Origin of the sequence: Spirillospora sp. NPDC047418 (genome assembly GCF_040643275.1) — a bacterium.
Taxonomy (GTDB): domain Bacteria; phylum Actinomycetota; class Actinomycetes; order Streptosporangiales; family Streptosporangiaceae; genus Spirillospora.
Genome location: NZ_JBEYTW010000044.1, coordinates 12,020 through 34,657, shown reverse-complemented (window position 1 = coordinate 34,657; position 22,638 = coordinate 12,020). Strand labels below are relative to the sequence as shown.

The following is a 22,638-nucleotide window of genomic DNA, read 5'->3' as shown; positions in this document are numbered from 1 at the left end:
AGAATTGAACGGTCAACAATTCGCGCTGAATTAGGGACCGCCTCCCCGCGTCATCGCGAATGACCGCCGACCAGCAGCAGCGACTTTCCCACCGTGGCGCGTGCGGCCAGTGATCGGTGTGCGTCGGCGGCCCGTTCCAGCGGGTACGTGGCACCGATCACCGGCCGCAGCCGTCCGTCCGCGGCCCTGTCCAGCACGAGGCCGAGCACCTCCCGCACGGTCTTCTGGTCCGGCGGGCCGTCCATCAGCGGGGTGAACACCTGGATCGAGCGGCGCGCGGCCTCCTCTGGGTCGGGGGCGGCGAACCCGTCGGCGGTGCCGTACGTGACGAACCGCCCGCCGTCGGCCGTGGCGTCGAAGGTGGCCGTGCCGAGCGGGCCGCCCGCACCGTCATAGACCAGCGCGGCCCCCCCACCGGTCGCCTCGCGCACCCGCTCGATCCAGTCGGGCCGCGTGTAGTCGACGGTGGCCTCCGCGCCGAGTTCGCGGGCCAGGGCCAGTTTCCCTTCGCTGGACGCGGCGGCCGCCACCCGGGCTCCGGCGTCCACGGCCAGCTGCACCAGCAGCGACCCCGCCCCGCCCGCCGCCGCCGTGACCAGCACCCATTCGTCCTTCGCCGGCCGGCCCAGCCGGTCGAAGCCGAGCGCGGTCACGCCGTCGTGCACCAGTGCCGCCGCGGCCTCGGTGGCCAGGCCGTCCGGCACCGGCATGATCTCCCCCTCCCCGGCGACGACCCGTTCGGCGTAACCAGTGCCGGTCCGGACGACGACGCGCCGCCCGATCCATGCCGGGTCCACGCCCTCCCCGACCTCCACCACCTCGCCGGCGCCCCCGCCGCCCGGCACGTACGGCGGCGTCCGGGGGAAGAAGTCCTGGCCCCAGCCGCCGCGCAGCAGGGTGTCGAGGAAGATGACGTCCGCAACGGCCATGCCCACGACCACCTGGCCGGGACCGGGCACCGGGTCGGGTACCTCAACGGGAGACAGCACTTCCGGACCACCGAACGAGACCACCTGTATCGCACGCATGCACAGCACCCTTCTCGCTCGCGAACCAACGTCCCGACCAGCGTCCAACCTGAAGATTGGTTGAGGTCAAGGCCCCGGAAGGTCCGGAACGGCCGCGGCGCGGCGGCCTCCCCGGCCGCCGCGCCGCGGGCAGGGTGCGTGTGCCGGGGTGCGTGTGCTGGGGCGGGGTCAGGCGCTGCAGGAGACCGTCGGCCACGTCCAGGTGCCGTTGGCCATGATGGTGACGCCGAAGTTGTTGCCGCTGCCGTTCGGCCGCGCGGTCATGATCTGGCCGCTGGAGTCCCAGCTGGCGCTGGTGTTCCAGGTGGCGCTGATCTTCTCGGGGGACGGGACGTTCATCGTCACGGTCCAGTTGCTGGACCCGGACACCGCGACGTTGAGGTTGTATCGGTCGCCCCACTGCTGGCCTGCGGACAGCGTCGCGGTGCAGCCTCCGGTTCCGCCGCCGCCGCCACCGCCGCCGCCGCCACCGCCGCCGCCTCCGCCGCCGGAGCCGCCCACCGTGATGTTGGAGTTGCCGCTGCTCTGGTAACCCTCCGTCGCGAGGATCATGTAGTAGTTGAAGCTGCCGAGGTTCATGCCCTTGCTCGCCCAGGCGTCGAAGTGGTTGCCGGTGGTGATGGTGCCGCCCGTGCGCTTCGACTGGCGGACGCTCCAGTACTGCTGGAAGGTCTTCGTCCCCTCGACGGACGGCGCGTTGGTCCGGGTGGTCTCGTAGATGTCGTAGGTGCCGCCGTCACTGGTCACGGTGCCCTTGTACGTCCCGGTGGGCCGGTAGGTGCCCCAGTTGTCGACGATGTAGTACTCGACGAGCGGGTTGGACGTCCACCCGTAGAGAGCGAGGTAGGCGTTGCCGGACGGGTTGAAGCTGCCCGAGTAGTTCACGTTCCTGCGCGCGCCGTTGCTCCACCCCTTGCCGGCGACGAAGTTGCCGACGTTGCTCCAGTTGGTGCTGTAGCTGCCGCCGCCCTTCAGGGTCATGGAGGACTGTCCGCCGCCGTCCGACCAGAAGGAGTAGTAGTAGCCGCCGTCGCTGCCGGTCTGGTTCGAGGAGATGGTCGTGTCGGCGTAGGCGGTCCCCGGCAGGACGGCCGTGGCCGCCGCCAGCGCGACCGCGCAGGCGCCGATGAACGGCCTGGTGCGGAAGAGCGTCCTGGACCTGCGGCGTCTCCGGCCCTCGGGACGGGCGGCGGTGTCGATCGGGGGGGTGCTGTGCATGGGGGTGGTTCCTCACTCGTGAGCGCTGGCGGGGGCGGCCGGGCAGCGCGGTACGACCCGGCGCGTCCGTCGGCGGCCAGGGGTGACGGCCACCGCGGCGTCGGCGTCGCACAACGCGGCGGGGTGGATGGCGGGGGGTCGGTCGGCGGGAGCGGGCGGGGGAGGGCGGGGTCCGGCCGTCCGGACGAGCGGACGGCCGGAGGTTCGGGCCGCCGGGCGGGTGACCCGGATCGACGGGTGATCGGGGGTGGTCGAGTCCGTCGATGGCGACAGTGTTGGCCGGGGCTCATCGGCCTGTCAACGGTTTCGGAAAGATTTCGAAAAGGCAGATCTTTTCTGGACGACATTTCGCCTGTTCAAAGGCGCACTCAAGTCTTCGAGCCCTTGAACTGCGCCGCAAGCGGGTCGTAGCGGATCAAGATCTAAGTGCTCGACTTCGAAACTTTCTGCATCCCTGGGCCATGTTTCGGAGCCGGGGCCGCCTGGAAGAGCCACTTGCCGTCTGCGGTGTGCACCTGCAGGATGCTGCCCTCCTTCAGGAGGATCAGCAGATCGAGGTCGTCGATCCGCCCGTCGTACGCCCGGCCCTTGATGAGGGTCGTCTGCTGCGCGAGGTCCGGGCTCAGGAGGCGCAGTTCGAAATCGACGGCATCGGATGTGCGCAGCCTGACCAGGGACGTCCGTCCCGTGAAGCGGATGACCTCGCAGCCGGCCCCTTCGACGGCGGTGGAGAAGCCTCTCAGCGGGAGCGGCCCGTCCGTGGCGCGCCGAACGGCGAGAGACCACGGAAATCTCGAATGGATTTTCAGGAGGGTCGGGCCCGTCAGCGCGAACATAGGCAGGTCGCCGCGGCCCAGAACCCGAGGTTTGAGGTCGCCGTCCAATTCGCTCACCCGCAGGTACCGGTCGGAACCTTCGACGATCTTGGCGATTCCCGGACCTCCCGTGTAGAGCAGGACATCGTCCGAGCCGCCCTCCGCCCTGGTCTCGAACTGCTCCACGCCGGTGTGGTCCATGAACGAGAGGGTCCATGCCGTGGACGAGACGATCCGGATGTACCGGTACTTCATGGCCGGCCGGCGGTCGAACAGGCCCCGCGCGGCCTTGTCGTTGCGGACGTTCGCCGTAGGCATGTCACGTCCTATCAACCGCTGCCGCACGGTCAGGTCCGTCTTGCCCGGCCCCCGGTTCTCCAACTCGAAGACGGTTCTCCTCGGCAGGTCGTCCGGGATGCGGATGAGCTTGTTCCCCGTGCCGTGGAACACCTTGAGCGGGCCGAGAGGCCGCTGAACGGTGGAGATCGGCTTGGACGAATCGGTAGAAGGCCAGGTTTCGGTGACGGGTTCGCCGAGCCACTGGAGTTCGAGATCCCGCAGCGCGTCGTAGCCGCGGTTGATCGCATGCTCGACGCGCGTCGCATGCTTCTTGGCGGAGGTCTGGGCGGCGAGCCGGTGGGCGTCGCGAGCCTCGTGGTGGAGGCGCAGCAACTCCGGCGTCGCTCCGGCGGCCTGCGGGTCGAACGGATGCCGCTCCAGTGCCTCGCCCAGTTTCTCGACCTGCCCGGGGAGGCCGCGTATCACCGACTTGTCGTAGTACAGATGGCGCATCGGCCTCGCCGTGGAAACAACGAGGAGGCCGCAGAGCGAAAGGGCTCCCGCCAGGATCAAAGCGACCATGACGGGGATGGCGCCCGCGATGCCGCAGAGCACACATGCTGTGGCGAGTAAGGCGCATACGGTAGCGATCCGGCGTGCAAAAAAGGACACGGTGAAGATAAGTTCGAGCAGTCGTCCCACGGCGCCTCCAAGGCAGATATGTCCAGGTCGGGGCAGGGCGGCGCCTTCGGGCCGGCCGTCGGAGCAGGGCGGCGACGGGCGGCGGGGCGCCGTTTCTCAGACGCCGCACAGAACGGTCAGGACCCCTGCTGTCACCAGAACAAATTGTCCCTTTCTGGCCAAGCCCTTAAGCCGGACGCGCCGGAGTCAGGTTCGGTGGTCGGGGGCGTCCTCCGGGACGGCGGCGGCGGGGCGGTTCACCTGCTCCCTGGACGCGCCGGAGAGCCGGGCGTAGCCGCTGACGATCGCCTCCAGTTCGGCGGGATCCATGACGTCGTCGAGGCGCGAGAACCCGTCCGGCGCGCGGCGCTCGACCTCGTCGATCACGTTCTCCGGCCCGCCCTCCCGGTTGCGGAGCACCACCTCGCCGGTGACGGGCAGGCGCTCGTCCTGGTAGGCGAGCAGGGCCTCGGCCGGGTCGGCGTGCCGTGCCAGCTGGTCGCTGAGGCTGGTGGCGTCCAGGATCGCCTGGCCCGCGCCGTTCGAACCCATCGGATACATCGGGTGGGCGGCGTCGCCCAGCAGCGTGACCCGTCCCCGCGTCCAGCAGGGGAGGGGGTCGCGGTCGCACATCGGGAACTCGAAGCAGTCGCGCGTGGCCCGGACGAGCGCGGCGTGGTCGAGGAGCGGGACGTGGAAGCGGGCCGCGAGCCCGCCCAGGCCGGCCGTGTCGGCGCGGCGCGACCAGTCCTGGCGCTGCGGCGCCGGATCGCCGGGCCGGCCGGTCCGCAGGCAGATCGCCCAGTTGGTGAGCCTGGTGCCCGGGCGCCCGCCCGGAGCGATGGGGTAGACGACCAGTTTGGCGTCGGTGCCACCGGCGATGACCACCGATCGGCCGGTGCCGAACTCCGGCCAGTCGGCGGCTGCCCGCCACATCATCACGCCGTTCCAGATCGGTGGCCCCTCCGCCGGGAAGAGGACGGACCGCACCGTCGAATGGATCCCGTCGGCGGCCACCAGCACATCGCCGTGCACCCGCGCCGATGCCGTTCCCGCGCGGTCGGAGAAATGCGCGCGGACGCCGCCGGAGTCCTGCTCGAAACCGGTCAGCCTGTGCCCGGTCCGCACCGCGCCGGGACCGAGCCGCTCGCGCACCGCCCGCAGCAGGACGCCCTGGAGTCGTCCGCGATGAATGCTGATCTGCGGATAATCGAACCCGGCGCTCCTCCCGCAGGGCCTGCGCATGATCTCCTGCCCGCGCCGGTGCGTGTAGATCAGTTCGCGGGCCGGTATCCCCACCTTCTCCAGCCGTTCGAGAAGGCCGACCTCGGCCAGTTCCCGGACCGCGTTCGGCAGCGTGTTGACCCCGACGCCAAGCTCTCCGACCTGCTCGCCCTGCTCGTGGACCTCGCAGTCGATCCCTTTATGGTGCAACCGCAGAGCCGTTGTGAGCCCGCCGATTCCAGCCCCCACGATGATCACTCTCATGGCCGGTTCCCTCGTCCGCCGGAGACAGGCGATTTCTCGCCGAGTTGCCCCGAGCCTGTCATCCCGACGGGGATACCGAAAGGCCGGATGATGATCAGTGCGGCCCATTCCACGCGGATCCCGGCCGCACCGGGCCGCGGGCTACTGCAGGGCGCTGAGGCCCTTCTGCAGATCCTCCCTGTTCATCACCGGGTGGAGTTCGACCTTCGCGCCGAGTTCCTGGAACAGCGGTTCGGTGATGCTCGGCATCGTCGAGCTGTCCCGCATGTCGAAGACGAGGACGCAGCAGCGCCCGCCCTCCCCGGGCCCGAAGTAGGCGGCCTCCGGATCGAGCCGGTCGATCACCGACTGGACGATCTCGGGAAGCCTGCCGCTCTTGATCGCCTCGTTCGAGGTCTCGGTGTCCAGCACCGCTCTCAGCATGACGCGCATGGTGCTTCCCCCCTCGCGCCCGGGCCGGCGCGGGCCGCTCGTCCGCGCTCGCCGGAGCCCGTGCGCCATCTCCCAATCTCCTGCCTCCGACCTGCGGGAACAACCGCGGGCGCGTCTCATCTGGGCACAGTTGAGGGAGATCTGTCAGCGGCCCGCGCAGCCGGGGGTCAGGCCCGGCGGAAGCGGGCGGCCCAGGCGTGGAGCTCGGTGCGCAGTTCCGGGGGCTCCAGGACGTGGACGTCGGCTCCCGCGACCCCGAGGGCCATCGCCGGCCAGGCCAGGTCGTCGGACGTCATGTGGATGCGGCAGTGGCCCGCGTCCACCTCCTCGACGGTGCACCAGCGGCCGATCCGCTCCCGGACGGTCGCGGCCGGGGCGTCCACCAGCACCTCGACCTGGTAGGGGCGCGGCATCTCCTTCAGGCCGCGGCGGACGAACTCGGCGGCGTCGGCGGCGGGCAGCTCGCGCGGGCGGAACCGGGCGCCGGTCACCGCCGGGCCGGTGAGCCGGTCGAGCCGGAAGTTGCGCCAGCCGTGCCGGTCGAGGTCGTAGGCGACCAGGTACCAGCGGCGGCCGAGCGGGACGAGGCGGTGCGGCTCGACGTGCCGGTCGGTCCGGGCGCCGTCCGCGGCGGTGTAGGCGAAGCGGAGGCGCTCGTCGTCCCGGCAGGCGAGCGCGATGACGGTGAGGACGGCCGGGTCGACGGCCGTCTCGGCGGAACCTCCCCAGGTGGCGGGCACGGTCATCGCCCGCAGCGCGTCCACCTGGCGCCGCAGCCGGGTGGGCATCACCTGCACCACCTTGGCGAGGACCCGCACCGACGCCTCCGCGATGCCGTCCACCCGCGTCGCGGAGTGCAGGCCGACGGCCAGCGCGACGGCCTCCTCGTCGTCGATGACCAGCGGGGGCAGGGCCGCGCCCGCCGCGAGCTGGTAGCCGCCGTCGACACCGCGCTGCGCCTCGACCGGATAGCCCAGCTCGCGCAGCCGGTCGACGTCCCGGCGCAGGGTCCGGACGGAGACCTCCAGCCGGTCGGCCAGCTCGGTACCCGGCCAGTACCGGTGCGTCTGCAACAGGGACAGGAGCCGCAACGTCCGGGAGCTGGTGTTCGCCATGCGTCCAAGTCTCTCGTAATTCAGGTCAGGAAGTGGCCGCAATGCCTTCTAGCGTGGTCGTAGACCGAACGGACCGGAAAAGACGGAGGCCATGACCATGACCGAGCAGCTCACCGGCGAGCGGGCCGACCTGCTGGCGATGCTGGCCAAGCACCGGCACTTCCTGCGCTTCACCACCAACGGCCTCACCGACGAGCAGGCCGGGCTGCGGACGACGGCGAGCGAACTGTGCCTGGGCGGGCTCGTCAAGCACGTCACCTCGGTCGAGCGGGGCTGGGCGGAGTTCATCGTGGACGGCCCGTCCGCGATGGGCGACTTCACCCAGATGACCGACGAGGACTGGCAGAAGCGGAGCGACGAGTTCCGCATGCTCCCCGAGGACACCCTGGCCGGCGTCCTCGACGCCTACGCCGAGGTCGCCCGCCGCACCGACGAACTGGTCGCCGCCCTGCCCGACCTGGACGCCGTCCAGCCGCTGCCGAACGCCCCCTGGTTCACCGACAAGGAGTGGTCGGCCCGCCGGGCGATCATGCACATCGTCGCCGAGACCGCCCAGCACGCCGGCCACGCCGACATCATCCGCGAGTCCCTGGACGGCGCGAAGAGCATGGGCTGACCCCGCTCACCCCCGCCGGGCGGGCTCCTCTTCGCGGGGCTGCTTGTCGCGGCGCTTGCGCAGGGAGCCGGGCCGCGCCCGCTCCTCGGGGTGCGCGTGGACGCGGATGATGCTGGCCGCGGTGGTGAACAGCAGGATCGCGAGGATCACGCCCAGCGACAGCGGGGTCGGGATCTCGGGCACCGACTTGGTGACGTCCTCGTGGAGGAACTGCAGGATCAGCTTGGCGCCGATGAACGCGAGGATCACCGACAGGCCGATCGACAGGTACACCAGGCGCTCCAGCAGGCCCTCGATGAGGAAGTAGAGGGCGCGCAGGCCAAGCAGCGCGAACGCGTTCGCGGCGAACACGAGGAACGGGTCCTTCGTCACGCCGAACACGGCGGGAATGGAGTCCAGCGCGAACAGGACGTCCGTGCTGCCGATCGCGACGAACACCAGGAGCAGCGGCGTCATGACGCGGTGGCCGTCCTCGTGCGCGAGCATCCGCCCGCCGTGGAAGCTCTGGCTCACCGGCATGATCTTGCGGGCGCGGCGCACGAGGAAGGTGTCCTCGACGTCCGGCTCCTCGTTGCGGTGCCGGATCAGCTGGACCGCCGTCCAGATCAGGATCAGCCCGAAGATCAGGAACGTGAAGGAGAACAGGTTGATCGCGGCGGCGCCGACCGCGATGAGGACCACCCGCAGCGCGAGCGCGGCGGCGATGCCGAACAGCAGCGCCTTCTGCTGGTACTCGGCGGGCACCGCGAACCGGCCCATGATGATCACGAAGACGAAGAGGTTGTCGACCGACAGGCTCTTCTCGACGATCCAGCCGGAGAAGTACTCGGTGCCCGCCGTCGACCCGCCGAGGCCCCACACGGCGAGGCCGAACAGGACCGCGGCGCCGATGTAGAACACCGACCAGAACGTGGCCTCCTTGATGTGCACCGCGTGCGGCCGCCGGACGGCGACGAGGAAGTCGAGGACGAACAGCGCGGCGATCAGTCCGATCGTCGCGGCCCAGGCCCAGAGGGGTACGTCGAGCATCCGGCAGGCTCCTCATGAGCTCGTATAGGGGGCGTCCGCTGACCTATATCCGTTCTGTTGCACTTCTACCCCCTCGCTCGAGGCGTGGTCGCCACCGGGGTAAACCTCCAATGATCTAGACGCGTCCTGTACAGCGAGGTCACAGGCCGCGCGCTCCCGGCCGTCGCACACGCGGCCGGGGGTGCGCCCAGCGCCGGGACGAAGCACTCAGGGGCGGTTGAGTACTTGCACCGATGTCCGCGGCGCCGCCGCGGGCCAGGCTTCCGGGTATGGACACCTCACGCTGGCGCCCGCTCGCACTCGCCGCCAAGGCGGCCCTCGCCGTCCTGCTCGCGCTCGCCGTGGCCTTCCCCGAATGGGACCGGTTCGCGGACAAGGCGATGGGCGTCCGCGTGGCCGCCTACCCCGCCGCCGTCATGCTCGTCACCCTCGTCTGGGCGCTGCGTTCAGGGCGCGGCCGGGGCGGGCCCTTCCCGTGGGACGTCGACCTCCTCCTGACCCTCCCGTTCCTCGTGGACGTCGCCGGGAACGCCGCCGACCTCTACGACACGGTCGGCTGGTTCGACGACGCCTGCCACTTCGGGAACTGGGCCCTGCTGAGCGCCGCCGCCGGCGTCGCGCTGCGCCGCTGGGGCGGCCTGCGGCCCTGGGCGGTCGCGCTGGCCTGCGCCGGAGCGGGCGCCATCGCGGCGATCCTGTGGGAGTTCTTCGAGTACGGAGTCTTCATCCTCGACACCCCCGAGACCGTCACGATCTACCGCGACACGATCGGCGACCTCATGCTCGGCCTCGCCGGCTCCACCGTCGCGGGCCTCCTCGCCGCCGCCCTCGCCCGCCGCGGCGGCACCGTCCCGGGAGGGGCCGCGGGTTCAGTAGACGAGCGCCTGGACGTCGTCCAGGGTGATCTCCTCGACGAAGGTCGGCGCGCCGGCGATGCGGATGCCGGGCAGCACGTCGTCCGGGCCGATGCCGCGGCGGGCCGCGCACTGGGTGCAGAGCGTGACGCGCCCGGCGCCGAGGACCACGGCGAGCAGGTCGTCCAGCGGAGTGCCGTGCGGCAGTGAGAACTCGGCGGCCCGCCCCGGCAGCGCGAACCACGCCGACTCCCCGGTCAGCCACAGCGAGACGGGGACGCCGCTGGCCACGGCGGCCGCCGCCACCGTGAACGCCTGGTTGCAGCGCTCGGGTGCGTCCGCCCCCGCCGTCACCTTGATCACCAGTGGTCTCGCCATAACCGCACTCTAGTGCGGGCACCGCACGTAACATCCTGCGGTGTGAGCGGCATGGTGCACGCGGGGATCCTCGTCCTCGCCCTCGGGATCATGGCGGTGGCCGCCGTCCTCCTGGTGATCCGCCTGGGCCGGTTGCGGTAGCCGGGCCGGCGTGGAGACGGCGTACTGGCCGGTCTCCTTGTCCTTGCCGAGGGAGCCGCCCGTCGAGGTGCCGAGGACGTAGAGGGGCCGGTCGACCGGCAGGATCCACTCCTCGTAGCGGTACTCGGTGACGTCCCCGTCCAGGCCGGGCAGCGGCCCGTTGTCGGGGCGCCGCTCGTCCATCGTCTGGACGGGCCCGTCCACGGCCGCGTTCTCGGGGTCGATGACGATGCGGCCGGTCGCGTCCTGGAGGTAGAAGGGCGCCTTCGACTTCTCGTCGATGAAGGTGCGCGTGCCCTGGCTCGTCTTGGCAGTGGCCTTGGTCCGGTACCACGCGCACGGCGTCCCGGAGAACGGCGCGGGCCGGATGGGGACGGCCGTTCCGGTGACCTGGCAGGGGACACCGGCGTGCAGCCCGGCGGCTCCGGCGCAGTCCGCCTCGACGGCGCGGCGCAGGTTGCGGAAGCGGATCCGCCAGACCCAGCCGGCGGCCAGCAGGCCCGCGGCGATCAGCAGCGGTAGGAACATCACCATGGTGAGGCCGGACACGCTCCCATGATGTGGACGGGGACGCGCACCCGGCCAGGGACGGCTGTCCCCCTCCACGAGGGACGGCCCACGGGACACGGCCCGCCCGCCCCGCCCAGGCCGCTACGCTCGGTGTCCATGGATGTCCCTGAGCTGCACCCGGACCTTGAGCCCCTGAAGTTCCTGCTCGGCACCTGGGAGGGCGCCGGCGTGGGCGGCTACCCCACGATCGAGTCGTTCAACTTCGGCCAGGAGCTGTCCTTCAGCCACATCGGCAAGCCTTTTCTGATCTACGCGAGCCGCACCTGGATGATCGAGCCGGACGGCACCCTCGGGCGTCCGCTCGCGGTGGAGACGGGCTACTGGCGGCCGCGGCCCGACCACCAGGTGGAGGTGACGCTCGCGCACCCGACCGGGATCGTCGAGATCTACGTCGGCAACGTGGCGTTCAACCGGGTGGAGCTGCAGACCGACGTCGTCGCGCGGACGGAGTCGGCCAAGGAGGTCACCGGCGGCCACCGCCTGTACGGGCTGATCGGCGAGGACCTCGGCTGGGCGTACGACATGGCGGCCGTCGGGCAGAAGCTCCAGTCGCACCTGTCGGCGCAGCTCAAAAAGGTGTCGTAGCGGTGCCGTAGCGGGTCTGGGAGACAGGTCCCGGACATAGATCGATCCCCGGACCTTCCGCCGGGTGGCGGGCGATGGACAGGACGGGTCCATCGGTCCGGGGACCGGGTAACTGCCTGGTATTCGCCGGTCACCGTCGCGACCGGCTCCCGCCGTCCGAGGACGGCGGCTCCGAGGCGGAACGGCGACTAGCGGACAGTCACCTCGCGAGTCCTACAAGCAACCATTGGTTAGGACCACCTCCTTTCGCGCGTACTCGGCACGCTATGTGAGCCCGCGCGACGAGGCAAACAAATTTTCGGAGGGCTGAATCCGGCCGTGGGCGGGGTTCGGCGGGTGGGATCTAGACTCGGTGCATGGTCGAGTCGTGGCAGGAGGAGCTGAGGGCCAAGGGGTACCGGGTCACCCCGCAGCGCCAGCTGGTTCTCGAAGCGGTCACCCACCTGGAGCACGGGACCCCCGAGGAGATCTGCACCGAGGTGCAGCGCACCGCCCGCGGCGTGAACATCTCCACCGTGTACCGGACGCTCGAACTCCTCGAAGAGCTCGGGCTCGTCAAGCACGCCCACCTCGGGCACGGGCCGCCGAACTACCACCTCGCGGCCGAGGCCGAGCACATCCACCTCGTCTGCCGGGGCTGCCACACGGTCGAGGACGTCGACCCGCGCGCGGCGGCCGGGCTCGCGGACGTCCTGCAGCGCGACTTCGGCTTCGAGACCGACGTGCACCACCTCACCGTCTACGGCCGGTGCAAGGACTGCCGCGCGACGTAGCCGGACCGTCGTCCGGACGGTGCGGCGTAGTTCGGTTCGGACCGTGCGACGCAGTTCGGAACCTGCGACATAGTCTGGACGGCATGGAGAGCCCGCTGCTGAAGTCGCCCGGAGCCGTCGCCGCCGATGCGCCCGATCAGGAGGTCGCCGCGCACTACGGCGACCCGACGCGGGAGCAGCGCACGCTCGAACAGGGGACGGCGTTCGTCGACCGGAGCAACCGGGACGTCGTCAAGGTCTCCGGCCCGGACCGGCTGAAGTGGCTGCACAGCCTCCTCAGCCAGCACCTGGACGCGCTGCAGCCGTTCGAGCCGACCGAGGCCCTGCTGCTCGGCCCCAAGGGCCACGTCGAGCACCACCTCTTCGTCGTCGACGACGGCGAGGCTACCTGGGCGCACGTCGAGCCGGGGGAGGCCCCCTCGCTGGTGGAGTTCCTCGACCGGATGCGGTTCATGCTCCGCGTCGAGGTCGCCGACGTGTCGGACGAGTACATGGTGGTCACCGGGCCGTCCGGCGCCGCCGAGGGCCTCGCCTGGCCGGACGCCGCCGGGACGACGACGCGGATCGTCCCGCGCGGCGAGTTCCCGGAGGGGCTCACGCCGTCCGGTCTGTGGGCCTACGAGGCGCTGCGGATCGCCGAGCACCGCCCCCGCTTCGGCCTCGACACCGACGAGCGGACGATCCCGCACGAGGCCGGGTACGTCGAGACGGCCGTCCACCTGAACAAGGGCTGCTACCGGGGGCAGGAGACGGTGGCGCGCGTCCACAACCTGGGGCGGCCGCCGCGCCGCCTGGTGTTCCTGCACCTGGACGGCAGCGTCGACCGGCTGCCCGCGCACGGCGACCCGGTCGAGGTCCCGGGCGGCCGCGCGATCGGCTTCGTCGGATCGGCGGCCCGCCACCACGAGCTCGGCCCGATCGCGCTGGCGATGGTCAAGCGCAACGTCCCGGTGGACGCCGAACTCCTGGCCGGCGGGGTCGCGGCCGCGCAGGAGGTCATCGTGTCGCCCGACACCGGGGCCAACGCGCAGATCGCGCTCCGTCGCCGGCCCGCGAAACACGGGTAGCAGCGGGACCCCTGGGCGAATATCGTCGGCTATGGACGATTTTTAACCGGCGTCGCCCAGGGAAGGTGGATTCCTGCCAATGGTCGCGAACCTCGGGAAACGGGAGCCGCCGGCTGCCAGGAGGGGGACGCGGCGCCGCCCGCGCCGGGAGTCCCCGCTGGTGTGGTGGGCCCTGTTCGCGGCGTTGGCCGGGTTCGCGTGGTGGCTGCAGTCGTGGCGGGTCGCGCTGCTCGGCCTGCTGGCCTGGTGCCTGTACGAGTTCACGCTCGTCCCGACCCTGTGCCGCATCCTGAGCCAGCAGGGCGCCGCCTGCACCGAGCGCACCCGGGGGCGGCTGTTCGCCTGCGGCGCCGAGCACCAGCGTCTCCGCAACGACGCGCTGTGGCGGCTCGCCGGCCTGCGCAACCCGTTCCAGAAGGAGCCCGCGCGGGGCGACGGCGAGACGGGGGTCGTGGTCGTCTCCTCGGACGTCCGCGGACGCCTCACACTGCTCGACCGGGCCCTCATCCTGCTCGCCGCCGTCGGCACGGTCGCCGTCCTGGTCGGCACCGTCTACGGCTTCCGCTGACCGCGGGGCCGCGGGCCGCGAGGCCGCGGGGCCGCCTACATCGTCACCGTCAGATGTCGAGGATCAGGGTGATGGGGCCGTCGTTGGTGAGGGCGACCTGCATGTCCGCGCCGAACTCGCCGGTCTCGACCTTGGCGCCGAGGGCGCGCAGTTCGTGGACGACGGCGTCCACGAGGGGTTCGGCGACGTCTCCGGGGGCGGCGGCCGTCCAGGACGGGCGGCGGCCCTTGCGGGCGTCCCCGTAGAGGGTGAATTGGCTCACGACGAGGAGGGGCGCGCTCAGGTCCGAGCACGACTTCTCGTCCGGCAGGATGCGCAGCCCCCACAGCTTCGCGGCCAGCCTGCGGGCCTTCCCCAGGTCGTCGTCGTGCGTCACGCCGACGAGGGCGAGGAGCCCCGGCCTCTCGATCTCGCCGACGACACGCCCGTCCACGGACACGCTGGCCTGGCTCACCCTCTGGACTACAGCACGCATGACCATGCATTCTGCCGCCTATGGGAGCAACGACGCTCATCACGGTGGCGCCCACGGGCGCGGAGTCCGCAAAGTCGGACGTTCCGGCCCTGCCCGTCACCCTGGATGAACTGGTTCAGACGGCCAAGGAGTGCGAGGCGGCCGGCGCGGCCGTGATCCACGTGCACGTCCGCGACGACGACGCGCGGCCCACACTCGACCTGTTCCTGCTGAGGGACACGGTGGCGGCGCTGCGGGAGGGCACGGGACTGATCGTCCAGCTGTCCACGGGCGGGGCGGTGACGGACCCGTACGACGACCGCCTCCGCGTCCTGGACGCCGGGCCCGACATGTGCTCGCTCACCTGCGGGACGGTCAACTTCGGCGACGACGTCTTCATGAACCCCTGGCCGTTCATGGTGGAGCTCTACAAGCGCACCCAGGAACTCGAGGTCGTCCCGGAGTTCGAGCTGTTCGACATGGGCCAGGTGGCGGCGCTGCACAGGCTGCTGGACAAGCACGGCCTCCCGTACGGCGGCCACGTCCACTGCGACCTGGTGATGGGCGTGCCGGGCGGTATGCCGGGCGATGCGCGGACGCTCGTCGCGGCCGTCGAGGCACTCCCGTCCGGCGCCACGTGGTCGGCGACCGGGATCGGCCGGACGTCCGTGCCCGTCCTGTTCGCGGCCCTGTCGGCGGGCGGCCACCTGCGCGTCGGCATGGAGGACACGGTGACCTTCGCCAAGGGCGAGCCGGTGACCGCGAACGCCCAGCTCGTGGCCCGCGCCGCCCAGGCCGCGACCCTGGCGCAGCGCCCGCCGATGTCCCCGGCGGACGCCCGCGCCCTCCTGCGCACCAAACCCCGCTGAGCGCGTCCGATAGCGGCGGAGGGAGGGGCGCCCGCGCGGAGCCGGGTCAGATGCTCTTCATCGTGGTGCAGCCCTGCAGGCGATCGCCGCCCTCGTACAGGTAGGCCCGCATCCAGATCGCGTAGGGACGCAGAGGGGTGGTCCCGCTGGTCCTGAAGAGCTTGGTCGTGCCGTTGCCGTAGACGTGGTACCACGGGCTCCGGTACTCGCCGCCGCTGTAGTGCGCGTACGACTGGATCGCCGCGTGGTGGCCGTCCGGCTCGGTGTCGCTGATCCAGAGGTCGGAGCTGATCTTCCACCCCGGGTCGGTGTACGTCACCGAGATGTAGGCGGTGCCGGAGACGCCGGGCCTGCTGCACGAGAGCGTGTAGATCGTCGTACCGGCGGCGGAAGCGGCGGTGGGGGCGGTGACGGCGGTGGCCGTGGTGGCCGCCGCCGTCAGCGCGAGGGCGGTGGCCGTGATCCTGCGCGTGCGCATGAGGACTCCTTCGGGCTGGTGATGGTGGTGCGGGGAGAGTAAGGGCTCCCGTTATCACCTGGTTATCGAGCGGGCCGCGTCCCGCCGGAACCGTGCGGCGGGCCTCTCCGTCTGGTCAGTGCGCCGACGAGATGGGGATGTGCCGATGGAATCGGATCCGTGGGCCGTTCGGGTGCCGCCCGGCTACCGGGTGGCGGGGTGGGAGGTGGGCGCCGGCATCGCCACCGGCAGCTGGGGCGCCGTATACGAAGCCCGCCTCCTGGACGCAGCACGCTTCCCGGACGGGCGCGGCGGCGACCCCGGCGGATCCGGCGAGTCCGGCCTTCCCGAGCGGGCGGCGCTCAAGTTCCTGCCGACCGGGACGCTGACCCCGCGCCGGCTGAGCCATCTCACCGACATGGCGCGCCGCGAGGTCAGCCTGCACGAGGGCGTCGAGCACCCCCGCCTCATCAGGTTGTTCGGGGTCGTCACCGTCGACGACCCGGGCGTGCCGGAGCTGGACGGCGCCACCGTCCTGGTGATGGAGCGGGCGGAGCGCTCGCTCGCCGACGTGCTCCGCGCGTCGGCGGGCGGCGGGCCGGTGCCGGACGCGCCGCGGCTGATCGCGGAGATCTGCGAGGGCATGGCCCACCTGCACGCCCAAGGCTGGGTGCACGGCGACCTCAAGCCCGGCAACATCCTCCTCATGGCCGACGGGTCGGTGCGGCTCGCCGACTTCGGGCTCGCCGCCGAGCTGGAGGGCACGCACGGGTACATGCCGCCGGCGGGCTCGTCCGACTACGTGCCGCCGGAGCGCTGGGCCGAGTCGCTGACCGAGCGCGGCACGGCCGTCCGGACGACGGCGGACGTCTGGGCGTTCGGCGTCACCGCGCACCAGCTGCTGACCGGCCGGCCGCCGTTCCCGGGGGCGACCGCCCGCGCGCGGGCGGCGGCCGCGGCCGAGTACGCCGAAGGGCACCGGCCACTGGTGCTGGACGCGGCGCTGTCCCCGGGATGGCGGGCGCTGCTGGCCGGCTGCCTGGCACCGGGCCACGCCGGGCGGACCGCCTGGGACGCGGAGACGCTGCTGGCCCGGATTGGGGAACCGGGCGATCCGCGCACCGCGCCCGTCCGCCGCGCCGGGCGCCGCGGCACCCGTTCCGTTCCCGTCGCGGCCGTGGCGGTGGCCGCGGCGCTCCTCGTCGCGGCGGCGGCCGACGCGCCGTCCCCGGCCGTCCCGTCCCGGGCTCCGGCCGTCCCGGCTCGGGCCCTGGTCGGCGCCGCGCAGTGGGCCTCCGGACCGGCGTGGACGGCGAACCGCCCCGTCCCTCCCGAGACCTTCGGGGTGACGATGAACAGCTCCACGGGGACGATGCCCTCGTTCCGGGTCGGCAGCGTGCGCCTCTGGGACGGCGGGACGCGCTGGGCGCAGCTCGAACCCGCACGGGGCGAGTTCCACTGGTCGACGCTGGACCGCCTGGTCGAGGGCGCGCACCGGGCCGGGCTCCCGGCGCTGTTCGTGTTCGGCGGCACCCCGGCGTGGGCGGCGCCGGACGGCCGGAAGGGCGCCTACCCGGACGGGTCGCGGACGGCCCCGCCCGACGACCTGGCGGACTGGGACGCCCTGGTGCGGGCGGTCGTGACGCGCTATCGCGGCCGGCTGCCGGCCTACGAGCTGTGGGTGAACGGGAACGACGGCCACTACTACTCCGGCAGCGTCCGGCGGCTGGTCGAGATGACGCGCCGGGGCGCCGCGATCATCCGGGAGGTGGACCCCGGGGCCACCGTCGTCTGCCCGTCCATGGGGCGGCTCTGGCAGCCCGAGGCCGGGGACGTGCTGCGCCGGTTCGCCGAACTCGGCGGATACGACCACTGCGACGCGGCCGGGGTGAAGCTCCACCAGCGGCGCGCGTCCGACCCGCCCGAGACGATGAGCGAGCTGCTGACCGTCATCGACCGGGCGATGCACCGGGCGGGGGTGCATCCCCCGCTGTGGAGCACCGGCACGACCTACCAGTACGCGATCGAGGGCGCGCTCGACCCGCGCCGGGCCGTCGACTACCTCGCGCGCTTCTACCTGATGGGCGTCTACGGCTCGAACATCGGGCTGCGCAACATGTACTTCTACGCGTGGGGGAACAGCCACCTGCCGATCGTCCTGCAGCCCGAGGGCGGCCGGCCGACCGCCGCCGCGCTGGCGCTCGAAAGGCTTCAGGGATGGCTGGACGGCGCGCGGACCCGCTCGTGCGGGCAGGCCCGCACGAGCGGGTCCGCGCGCGTCTGGCGGTGCCGGTTCACCCTCCCCGGCGGGCCGGCGGACATCGTCTGGACCGAGACCGGCACCGCCGCCGTCGCCGCGGAGGCGGGCGCGCTCTCCCTGCACCGGCTGGACGGCACCGCCGTGCCCGTGCGCGCGGGCGCGGCGGTCCGCGTCACGGGCAGCCCGGTGCTGATCCGCTACTCCGGTGGCCGGGACCCCGGGGCGACGGCGGGAGCAGGCCGAGGTGCTCGGCCCTGACGAGATCGAAGCGCAGCGCGAGTGACACCAGCGCCTCCCGCCGCCAGTCGGCCTTGCCGGGGGCTCCGGCGGGGCGGGGCGCGGCGGACGGCGGAGCGGCCTCGCGGCGCGGCTCCCTGACCCGCAGCTTCGTCCCGGCCAGGTAGTCGATGTGGAACTTGACCGCCGACCGGGTGAGGTCGCCGCGGCCGTCCCCGCGCAGCCGCTCGACGATCTCGGGGACGGTCGGGATGGCCACCGACGAGGCGTCCCGCAGCCGGGGCTCGCAGAGCGCGACCAGGACGAGGAAGTACTTGGCCGTCTCGTCCAGCGGGAAGGCCGCCGCCGTCGCCTCCCCGGACGCGGGCTCGGGGCCGCCGGGGTCGGCGTACCGGTGCTGGGACGCGTAGACGAGGAACGACACGGTCCCCCGGTGCGCGGGGATCACGACGCGGGAGAACTCGAACGGCACCGGCATGTCCAGCCGGCGCGGCGCCACCTTGACGAACTCGCCGCCGCCCTCGGGGTTCTCCACCACGTACGTCGAGCGGCCGCTCAGGTTGCTGATGGTCCAGTGGTCCTCGACCGCGCGGACGGTCCCCGCCCACCGGGGCACGCCCGCGTCCGGCAGGACCAGGCCGGCCGGGCGCTCGGCGGTGCCCCGCCCGAAGGACGCCTCCCGGCCCACGGCGAGCCGGACGACGGCGCCGGCGCCGCCCCGGCCGGGCAGCTGGAGGATGACGCCCCGCATGTCCGCGCCCTCCCAGCTGGCAGGTTCCGAAGTGTCCCATTCTGCTCCACGCTGATCGCCGAACGGGGGGCGAGGCGGATGTCCGAGCAGGTGGAGTTCCGGATCCTGGGAGTCCTGGAGGCCGCCGTCGGGCGGCGGCCGGTGCGCCCGCCGGGCGGGCGGGCGCGGCTGGTCCTGGCGGCGCTGCTGCTGGACGCCGGCCGGGTGGTGCCGGTGCCGCGGCTCACCGCCGCGGTGTGGGGGCACGATCCGCCGTCCTCCGCGCGGACGCAGCTCGCCATCTGCGTGTCGGGGCTGCGGCGCGCCGTGCGGACCGCGGGCGGCGGCGACGGCTGGCTGCAGACCGCCGGTTCCGGCTACCGGGTGCGCGCCGACGCCGTGCGGCTCGACGCCGCGGTGGCCCGGGCGGCCCTGGCGGAGGGGCGGCGGGCGGCCGCCGCCGGCCGTGCCGAGCACGCGGCCGCGGTGCTGGGCCGCGCCCTCGGCCTGTGGCGCGGACCGGTGCTGGCCGGCCTGGACGGCGAGGTCGTCGCCGCGGGCGCACGCCGCTGGGAGGAGCTGCGGCTGACCGTGGCGGAGGAGTTCGCGGACGCCGAGCTGTCCCTCGGCCGCCACCGGGAGCTGGCCGACGACCTGTGGCCGCTGGTGCTGGAGAACCCCTTCAACGAACGCCTCCGCGGCCAGCTCATGACCGCGCTGGCGCTGGCCGGACGCAGGTGCGACGCCCTGCGCGTGTACCGCGACGGGCGGCGGCTCGCGCTCGACGAGCTCGGCGTCGAGCCGGCGCGCCCGCTGCGCGACCTGCACGAGACGATCATGAGCGACGCCCCGCCGCCCGCCACGCGAAGCCGCCCCGAGCCGGGCACGACGCGCATCACGGTGACGCTCCCCGACGACCACGTAGCCCGGCTGCGGAACCTCACCGACGACGTCCCCAGCTTCATCGCGCACACCGTAGCCCAGACCCTCGCTCGGCCCGCCGCCCAGACCCTCGCCCACCCCGCCGCCCAGACGCTCGCCCAGCCCGCTGCCCAGCTGGCCGCCCACCCCGCCGTTCAGCCGGTCGTTCAGCCGGTCGTTCAGCCGGCCGTTCAGCCGGCCGCCCAGACGCTGGCCCAGCCCGCCGGGCCGTCGGCCGGCCAGCCTGGCGCTCGGCCGGCCGCGCGGCCCATCGCGCACCGGACGGTCGCGGATGGGTGTGTGGACGTTCGGCCGGGTCATGGGGGTGCATAATCGCGATCACGGGCGGGTCAGGGCCGGTTCGGTGCGGTGGGCGGGGTAGTTGACCCTGCGTGACCGGGGGGCTCGCGGGCTGGAGTGGGAGGGCGCGATGGAGATCAATCCTGTGCTGGTCGAGGTCGAGCGGTCCGGGTTCGTGGAGTCGCGGCATCGCGGGTCCGCGGTCGGGCTCGCGGCGGACGGGTCCGTCGCCGTGCGGGTGGGGCGGCCCGACGTGCCGATCTTCCCGCGGTCGGCGAACAAGCCGATGCAGGCGGTCGCGATGCTGCGCTGCGGCCTCGACCTGGACGGCGAGCTGCTCGCGCTGGCGGCCGGCAGCCACTCGGGGGAGGATTTCCACGTCGAGGGGGCGGAGAAGATCCTCGCGGGTGCGGGGCTGGTCGCCGGGGACCTGCGCTGCCCGGAGAGCTGGCCGCTCGATCCCGCGACGCAGCAGGCGGTCGCGCGGGACGGCGGCGGGCCGTCGCGGATGCGGATGAACTGCTCGGGCAAGCACGCCGCGATGCTCGCGACGTGCGTGGCGGCCGGGTGGCCGACCGAGACCTACCTGGACGCCGGGCATCCGCTGCAGCTCGCCGTCCGCGAGGTGGTGGAGGAGCTGGCCGGTGAGGCGGCGGCGGCCGTCGGCGTGGACGGGTGCGGGGCGCCGCTGTTCGCGGTGTCCACGACGGGGGTCGCGCGGGCGTTCCGGGCGCTGGTCCTCGCCGCCCCCGGTACGCCGGAGCGGCGCGTCGCGGACGCGATGCGCACCCACCCGCAGTGGACGTCCGGCACCCGGCGCGAGGAGCGCGAGCTGATGGACGCCGTCCCGGGGCTGCTCGTCAAGTGCGGCGCCGAGGGCGTGGACGCCTTCGCGTTCGCCGACGGGCGGGCCGGCGCCGTCAAGGTCGACGACGGGGCGATGCGGGCGCGGACACCGGTGACCGTGGCGCTGCTGCGGGCGCTCGGCTTCGGCCAGCCGGCGCTGGAGCAACTCGCCGACGTGGAAGTGCGGGGCGGGGACGGCGTGGTGGGCGCCGTCCGCCCCGCACCCGGCGTGTTCGCCTAGCGCACCCGGCGCGTTCGGCCGGCGTGTTCGCCTAGCGGCCCTGGGGCTCGCCCTTGAGCTGCTCGAACTCGTCCCTGACGACCGTCTGCTCGTAGAGGACGCCGTCCGGCCACGGGTTCTTCGGCTCGCGGCCCGGCTGGGGGTTGTCCTTGCGGAACTCCTCCCACCGGCCGCGCGGGTCCGGCGGGTAGCTGTGCGAGAACATCCCGGGCCGGTAGGTGTACATGCCGCCCTGCTCCATGCCGCGGTGGTTCATCTGGTCGTTCCGCTTGCCCGGGTGGATGTGCTTGGTCGCGGCCTCCCTCGTCAGCCAGAACCGGGCGATGATCGCCACCGTGCCGACCACCACGATGATCCACAGGTAATGGATCGGCACGTTGGTGTCCGTTGCGGCCAGGATCGTGGCAGGCATTCTCCGTCCACCTCCCGATGGTGTTGCGGCCCCTTACGGGGTCATTTAGGGATGTGTCCGCTAATGGCCGGGTTAACCCCGTCCGCGGCGGGCGCGGGGCCGCCCACCGTGCGGATGCGTCCCGCGGCCAGGCCGGGCACCGCCATGAGGACGCAGACGCCCAGCACGCCGATCATCGGAACGCTCCATCCGCCGGTGGCGTCGTGCAGCGCGCCCAGCGCGAGCGGGCCGAGCGCCGCGATGAGGTAGCCGACGCCCTGCGCCATCCCGGACAGCTGGGTCGCGACGTGCGCGTCATGGGCGCGGAGCCCGATGAACGACAGCGCGGTGGCGAACCCGAGGCCCTGGCCGAGGCCGAGGACCACCGCCCACCCCCACACCGACGCGATCGGCGCCCAGGTGACCCCGACGAAACCGATCATGGTCAGCACCGCGGTGGCGAGCACCAGCGGACGCTGGTCGCGGGTCCGGCGCGCGAGCACCGGTACGGCGAGCGACCCGACCGCCTGGATCGCCGCGGACAGCGCCAGCACGTAGCCGGCGGGCGCCGCGTCCATCCCGCGGTCCTGGGCGATCGTCGGCAGCCAGCCGAGGACGACGTAGGCGAGCAGCGACTGCAGGCCCATGAACACCGTGACGTGCCAGGCGAGGCCCGACCGCCACACCAGCGCCGCGACGCCGCGCGGGGCCGCCGCGGGCGGCGCCGACCGCGCCGCGTGGGCCGCGCGCCGCGCCCGCGGCACCCACAGCAGCCCGGCGAGCGCCGCCGGGATCGCCAGCAGCCCGAGCGGCAGCCGCCAGCCCGCGTCGAAGAAGTGCTCGACCGGCACGGCGAACCCGGACGACAGCGACGCCCCGGCCGTCACCGCGACCGTGTAGATCGCCGTCACCGTGGTGATCCTGGACGGATGGTCCCGCTTGATGATCGCGGGCATCGCGATGTTGCCGATGCTGATCGCGATCCCGGCGACCAGCGACCCGGCGAACAGCGCGACCGGGGCGTCCACGAGCCGCAGCACCAGCCCGCCGACCAGCAGTGCCATCGCGCTGACCAGCAGCGTCTCGCCGCGCGGTGCCCGCGGCAGGAACGCCGCCGCCAGCCCGTAGGAGCCGAAGAAGACCAGCGGGAGCGTGGTGAGCGCGCCCGCCGCCGTTCCCGACAGCCCGAACTCGTCACTGATCTCGGTCAGCAGCGGCCCCACCCCGGCGATCGCCGGACGCAGGTTGACCGCCAGAAAAACGATCATCAAGAGTGAGCCGACGACACCGGCCCG

At 72.7% G+C, this 22,638-nt stretch carries 23 protein-coding genes and 1 pseudogene; 10 read left to right on the top strand and 14 right to left on the bottom strand.

The annotated features are described in order from the left end of the window. Nucleotides 1-50: 50 nt before the first annotated feature. The 6 genes from ABZ806_RS25400 to ABZ806_RS25375 form a co-directional block, all read right to left on the bottom strand. Nucleotides 51-1,028 (bottom strand): zinc-binding dehydrogenase, encoded by a 978-nt coding sequence (locus tag ABZ806_RS25400; protein ID WP_500219880.1) that lies wholly within the window; start codon nt 1,026-1,028, stop codon nt 51-53. Between the two features lie 168 nt (nt 1,029-1,196). Further along, a complete protein-coding gene (gene xynA / locus ABZ806_RS25395) occupies nt 1,197-2,246 on the bottom strand; it encodes an endo-1,4-beta-xylanase XynA (protein ID WP_500219879.1) in 1,050 nt (349 codons plus the stop codon). A gap of 422 nt (nt 2,247-2,668) precedes the next feature. Next, nucleotides 2,669-4,042 (bottom strand): hypothetical protein, encoded by a 1,374-nt coding sequence (locus tag ABZ806_RS25390; RefSeq protein ID WP_500219878.1) that lies wholly within the window; start codon nt 4,040-4,042, stop codon nt 2,669-2,671. 186 nt (nt 4,043-4,228) lie between these two features. Continuing rightward, nucleotides 4,229-5,509, bottom strand: coding sequence for a flavin-dependent oxidoreductase (locus ABZ806_RS25385; RefSeq protein ID WP_500219877.1), 1,281 nt, complete (start codon nt 5,507-5,509; stop codon nt 4,229-4,231). Nucleotides 5,510-5,650: 141 nt separating this feature from the next. After that, complete coding sequence (locus ABZ806_RS25380) at nt 5,651-5,932, bottom strand: hypothetical protein (RefSeq protein WP_500219876.1); 282 nt, start codon at nt 5,930-5,932, stop codon at nt 5,651-5,653. 176 nt (nt 5,933-6,108) lie between these two features. Then, nucleotides 6,109-7,056 carry a helix-turn-helix transcriptional regulator gene (locus tag ABZ806_RS25375; protein WP_500219875.1) on the bottom strand — a complete coding sequence of 316 codons (948 nt, stop codon included), beginning with the start codon at nt 7,054-7,056 and terminating at the stop codon, nt 6,109-6,111. Between the two features lie 91 nt (nt 7,057-7,147). Here ABZ806_RS25375 and ABZ806_RS25370 point away from each other — a divergent pair, with 91 nt between their 5' ends. Then, nucleotides 7,148-7,672: a DinB family protein gene (locus ABZ806_RS25370; RefSeq protein WP_500219874.1), complete on the top strand. Its 525-nt coding sequence runs from the start codon at nt 7,148-7,150 to the stop codon at nt 7,670-7,672. A gap of 6 nt (nt 7,673-7,678) precedes the next feature. On the opposite strand, the gene ABZ806_RS25365 is transcribed toward ABZ806_RS25370, so the two are convergent. Further along, nucleotides 7,679-8,701, bottom strand: coding sequence for a TerC family protein (locus ABZ806_RS25365; protein WP_500219873.1), 1,023 nt, complete (start codon nt 8,699-8,701; stop codon nt 7,679-7,681). Between the two features lie 233 nt (nt 8,702-8,934). Here ABZ806_RS25365 and ABZ806_RS25360 point away from each other — a divergent pair. Further along, nucleotides 8,935-9,522 (top strand): annotated as a pseudogene (locus ABZ806_RS25360) (DUF2238 domain-containing protein); the annotation flags it as partial. Nucleotides 9,523-9,570: 48 nt separating this feature from the next. On the opposite strand, the gene ABZ806_RS25355 reads toward ABZ806_RS25360, so the two are convergent. Together ABZ806_RS25355 and ABZ806_RS25350 are read right to left on the bottom strand one after the other, a co-directional pair. Continuing rightward, complete coding sequence (locus ABZ806_RS25355; RefSeq protein WP_500219872.1) at nt 9,571-9,933, bottom strand: DsrE family protein; 363 nt, start codon at nt 9,931-9,933, stop codon at nt 9,571-9,573. Between the two features lie 9 nt (nt 9,934-9,942). Beyond that, the gene (locus ABZ806_RS25350) at nt 9,943-10,623 is read right to left on the bottom strand and encodes a GIDE domain-containing protein (protein WP_500219871.1); all 681 of its coding nucleotides are present in this window, start codon (nt 10,621-10,623) and stop codon (nt 9,943-9,945) included. Nucleotides 10,624-10,740: 117 nt separating this feature from the next. On the opposite strand from ABZ806_RS25350, the gene ABZ806_RS25345 reads away from it, so the two are divergent. The 4 genes from ABZ806_RS25345 to ABZ806_RS25330 all read left to right on the top strand — a co-directional run bounded on the left by ABZ806_RS25345 (nt 10,741) and on the right by ABZ806_RS25330 (nt 13,637). After that, a complete protein-coding gene (locus tag ABZ806_RS25345; RefSeq protein ID WP_500219870.1) occupies nt 10,741-11,229 on the top strand; it encodes a heme-binding beta-barrel domain-containing protein in 489 nt (162 codons plus the stop codon). A 356-nt stretch (nt 11,230-11,585) separates the two neighbouring features. Continuing rightward, nucleotides 11,586-12,002 (top strand): Fur family transcriptional regulator, encoded by a 417-nt coding sequence (locus ABZ806_RS25340; protein WP_500219869.1) that lies wholly within the window; start codon nt 11,586-11,588, stop codon nt 12,000-12,002. Nucleotides 12,003-12,085: 83 nt separating this feature from the next. After that, a complete protein-coding gene (gene ygfZ, locus ABZ806_RS25335; protein WP_500219868.1) occupies nt 12,086-13,069 on the top strand; it encodes a CAF17-like 4Fe-4S cluster assembly/insertion protein YgfZ in 984 nt (327 codons plus the stop codon). Between the two features lie 79 nt (nt 13,070-13,148). Then, complete coding sequence (locus ABZ806_RS25330) at nt 13,149-13,637, top strand: hypothetical protein (RefSeq protein ID WP_500219867.1); 489 nt, start codon at nt 13,149-13,151, stop codon at nt 13,635-13,637. 49 nt (nt 13,638-13,686) lie between these two features. On the opposite strand, the gene dtd is transcribed toward ABZ806_RS25330, so the two are convergent. After that, nucleotides 13,687-14,112, bottom strand: coding sequence for a D-aminoacyl-tRNA deacylase (gene dtd / locus ABZ806_RS25325; RefSeq protein WP_500219866.1), 426 nt, complete (start codon nt 14,110-14,112; stop codon nt 13,687-13,689). A gap of 20 nt (nt 14,113-14,132) precedes the next feature. On the opposite strand from dtd, the gene ABZ806_RS25320 reads away from it, so the two are divergent. Further along, nucleotides 14,133-14,960, top strand: a complete 828-nt coding sequence (locus ABZ806_RS25320; RefSeq protein ID WP_500219865.1) for a beta-keto acid cleavage family enzyme — start codon at nt 14,133-14,135, stop codon at nt 14,958-14,960. Nucleotides 14,961-15,006: 46 nt separating this feature from the next. Here the strand turns inward: ABZ806_RS25320 and ABZ806_RS25315 are convergent, their stop codons facing one another. Next, a complete protein-coding gene (locus ABZ806_RS25315; protein WP_500219864.1) occupies nt 15,007-15,438 on the bottom strand; it encodes a hypothetical protein in 432 nt (143 codons plus the stop codon). 145 nt (nt 15,439-15,583) lie between these two features. On the opposite strand from ABZ806_RS25315, the gene ABZ806_RS25310 reads away from it, so the two are divergent. Then, nucleotides 15,584-17,935 (top strand): serine/threonine protein kinase, encoded by a 2,352-nt coding sequence (locus ABZ806_RS25310; RefSeq protein WP_500219863.1) that lies wholly within the window; start codon nt 15,584-15,586, stop codon nt 17,933-17,935. Here ABZ806_RS25310 and ABZ806_RS25305 read toward each other — a convergent pair. After that, entirely contained in the window at nt 17,850-18,665 is an 816-nt protein-coding gene (locus ABZ806_RS25305) for a hypothetical protein (protein WP_500219862.1), read from the bottom strand. The genes ABZ806_RS25310 and ABZ806_RS25305 overlap by 86 nt on opposite strands. 78 nt (nt 18,666-18,743) lie before the next feature. Between ABZ806_RS25305 and ABZ806_RS25300 the strand changes: the two genes are divergently transcribed. Next, on the top strand, nt 18,744-19,898 hold the full coding sequence (locus ABZ806_RS25300) for an AfsR/SARP family transcriptional regulator (protein ID WP_500219861.1): 1,155 nt from the start codon (nt 18,744-18,746) through the stop codon (nt 19,896-19,898). A 97-nt stretch (nt 19,899-19,995) separates the two neighbouring features. After that, nucleotides 19,996-20,952 carry an asparaginase gene (locus ABZ806_RS25295; RefSeq protein ID WP_500219860.1) on the top strand — a complete coding sequence of 319 codons (957 nt, stop codon included), beginning with the start codon at nt 19,996-19,998 and terminating at the stop codon, nt 20,950-20,952. Nucleotides 20,953-20,983: 31 nt separating this feature from the next. Here ABZ806_RS25295 and ABZ806_RS25290 read toward each other — a convergent pair whose 3' ends face one another. Together ABZ806_RS25290 and ABZ806_RS25285 are read right to left on the bottom strand one after the other, a co-directional pair. After that, the gene (locus ABZ806_RS25290; protein ID WP_500219859.1) at nt 20,984-21,364 is read right to left on the bottom strand and encodes a hypothetical protein; all 381 of its coding nucleotides are present in this window, start codon (nt 21,362-21,364) and stop codon (nt 20,984-20,986) included. A gap of 41 nt (nt 21,365-21,405) precedes the next feature. Beyond that, the gene (locus ABZ806_RS25285; protein ID WP_500219858.1) at nt 21,406-22,611 is read right to left on the bottom strand and encodes a CynX/NimT family MFS transporter; all 1,206 of its coding nucleotides are present in this window, start codon (nt 22,609-22,611) and stop codon (nt 21,406-21,408) included. Nucleotides 22,612-22,638 lie beyond the last annotated feature (27 nt).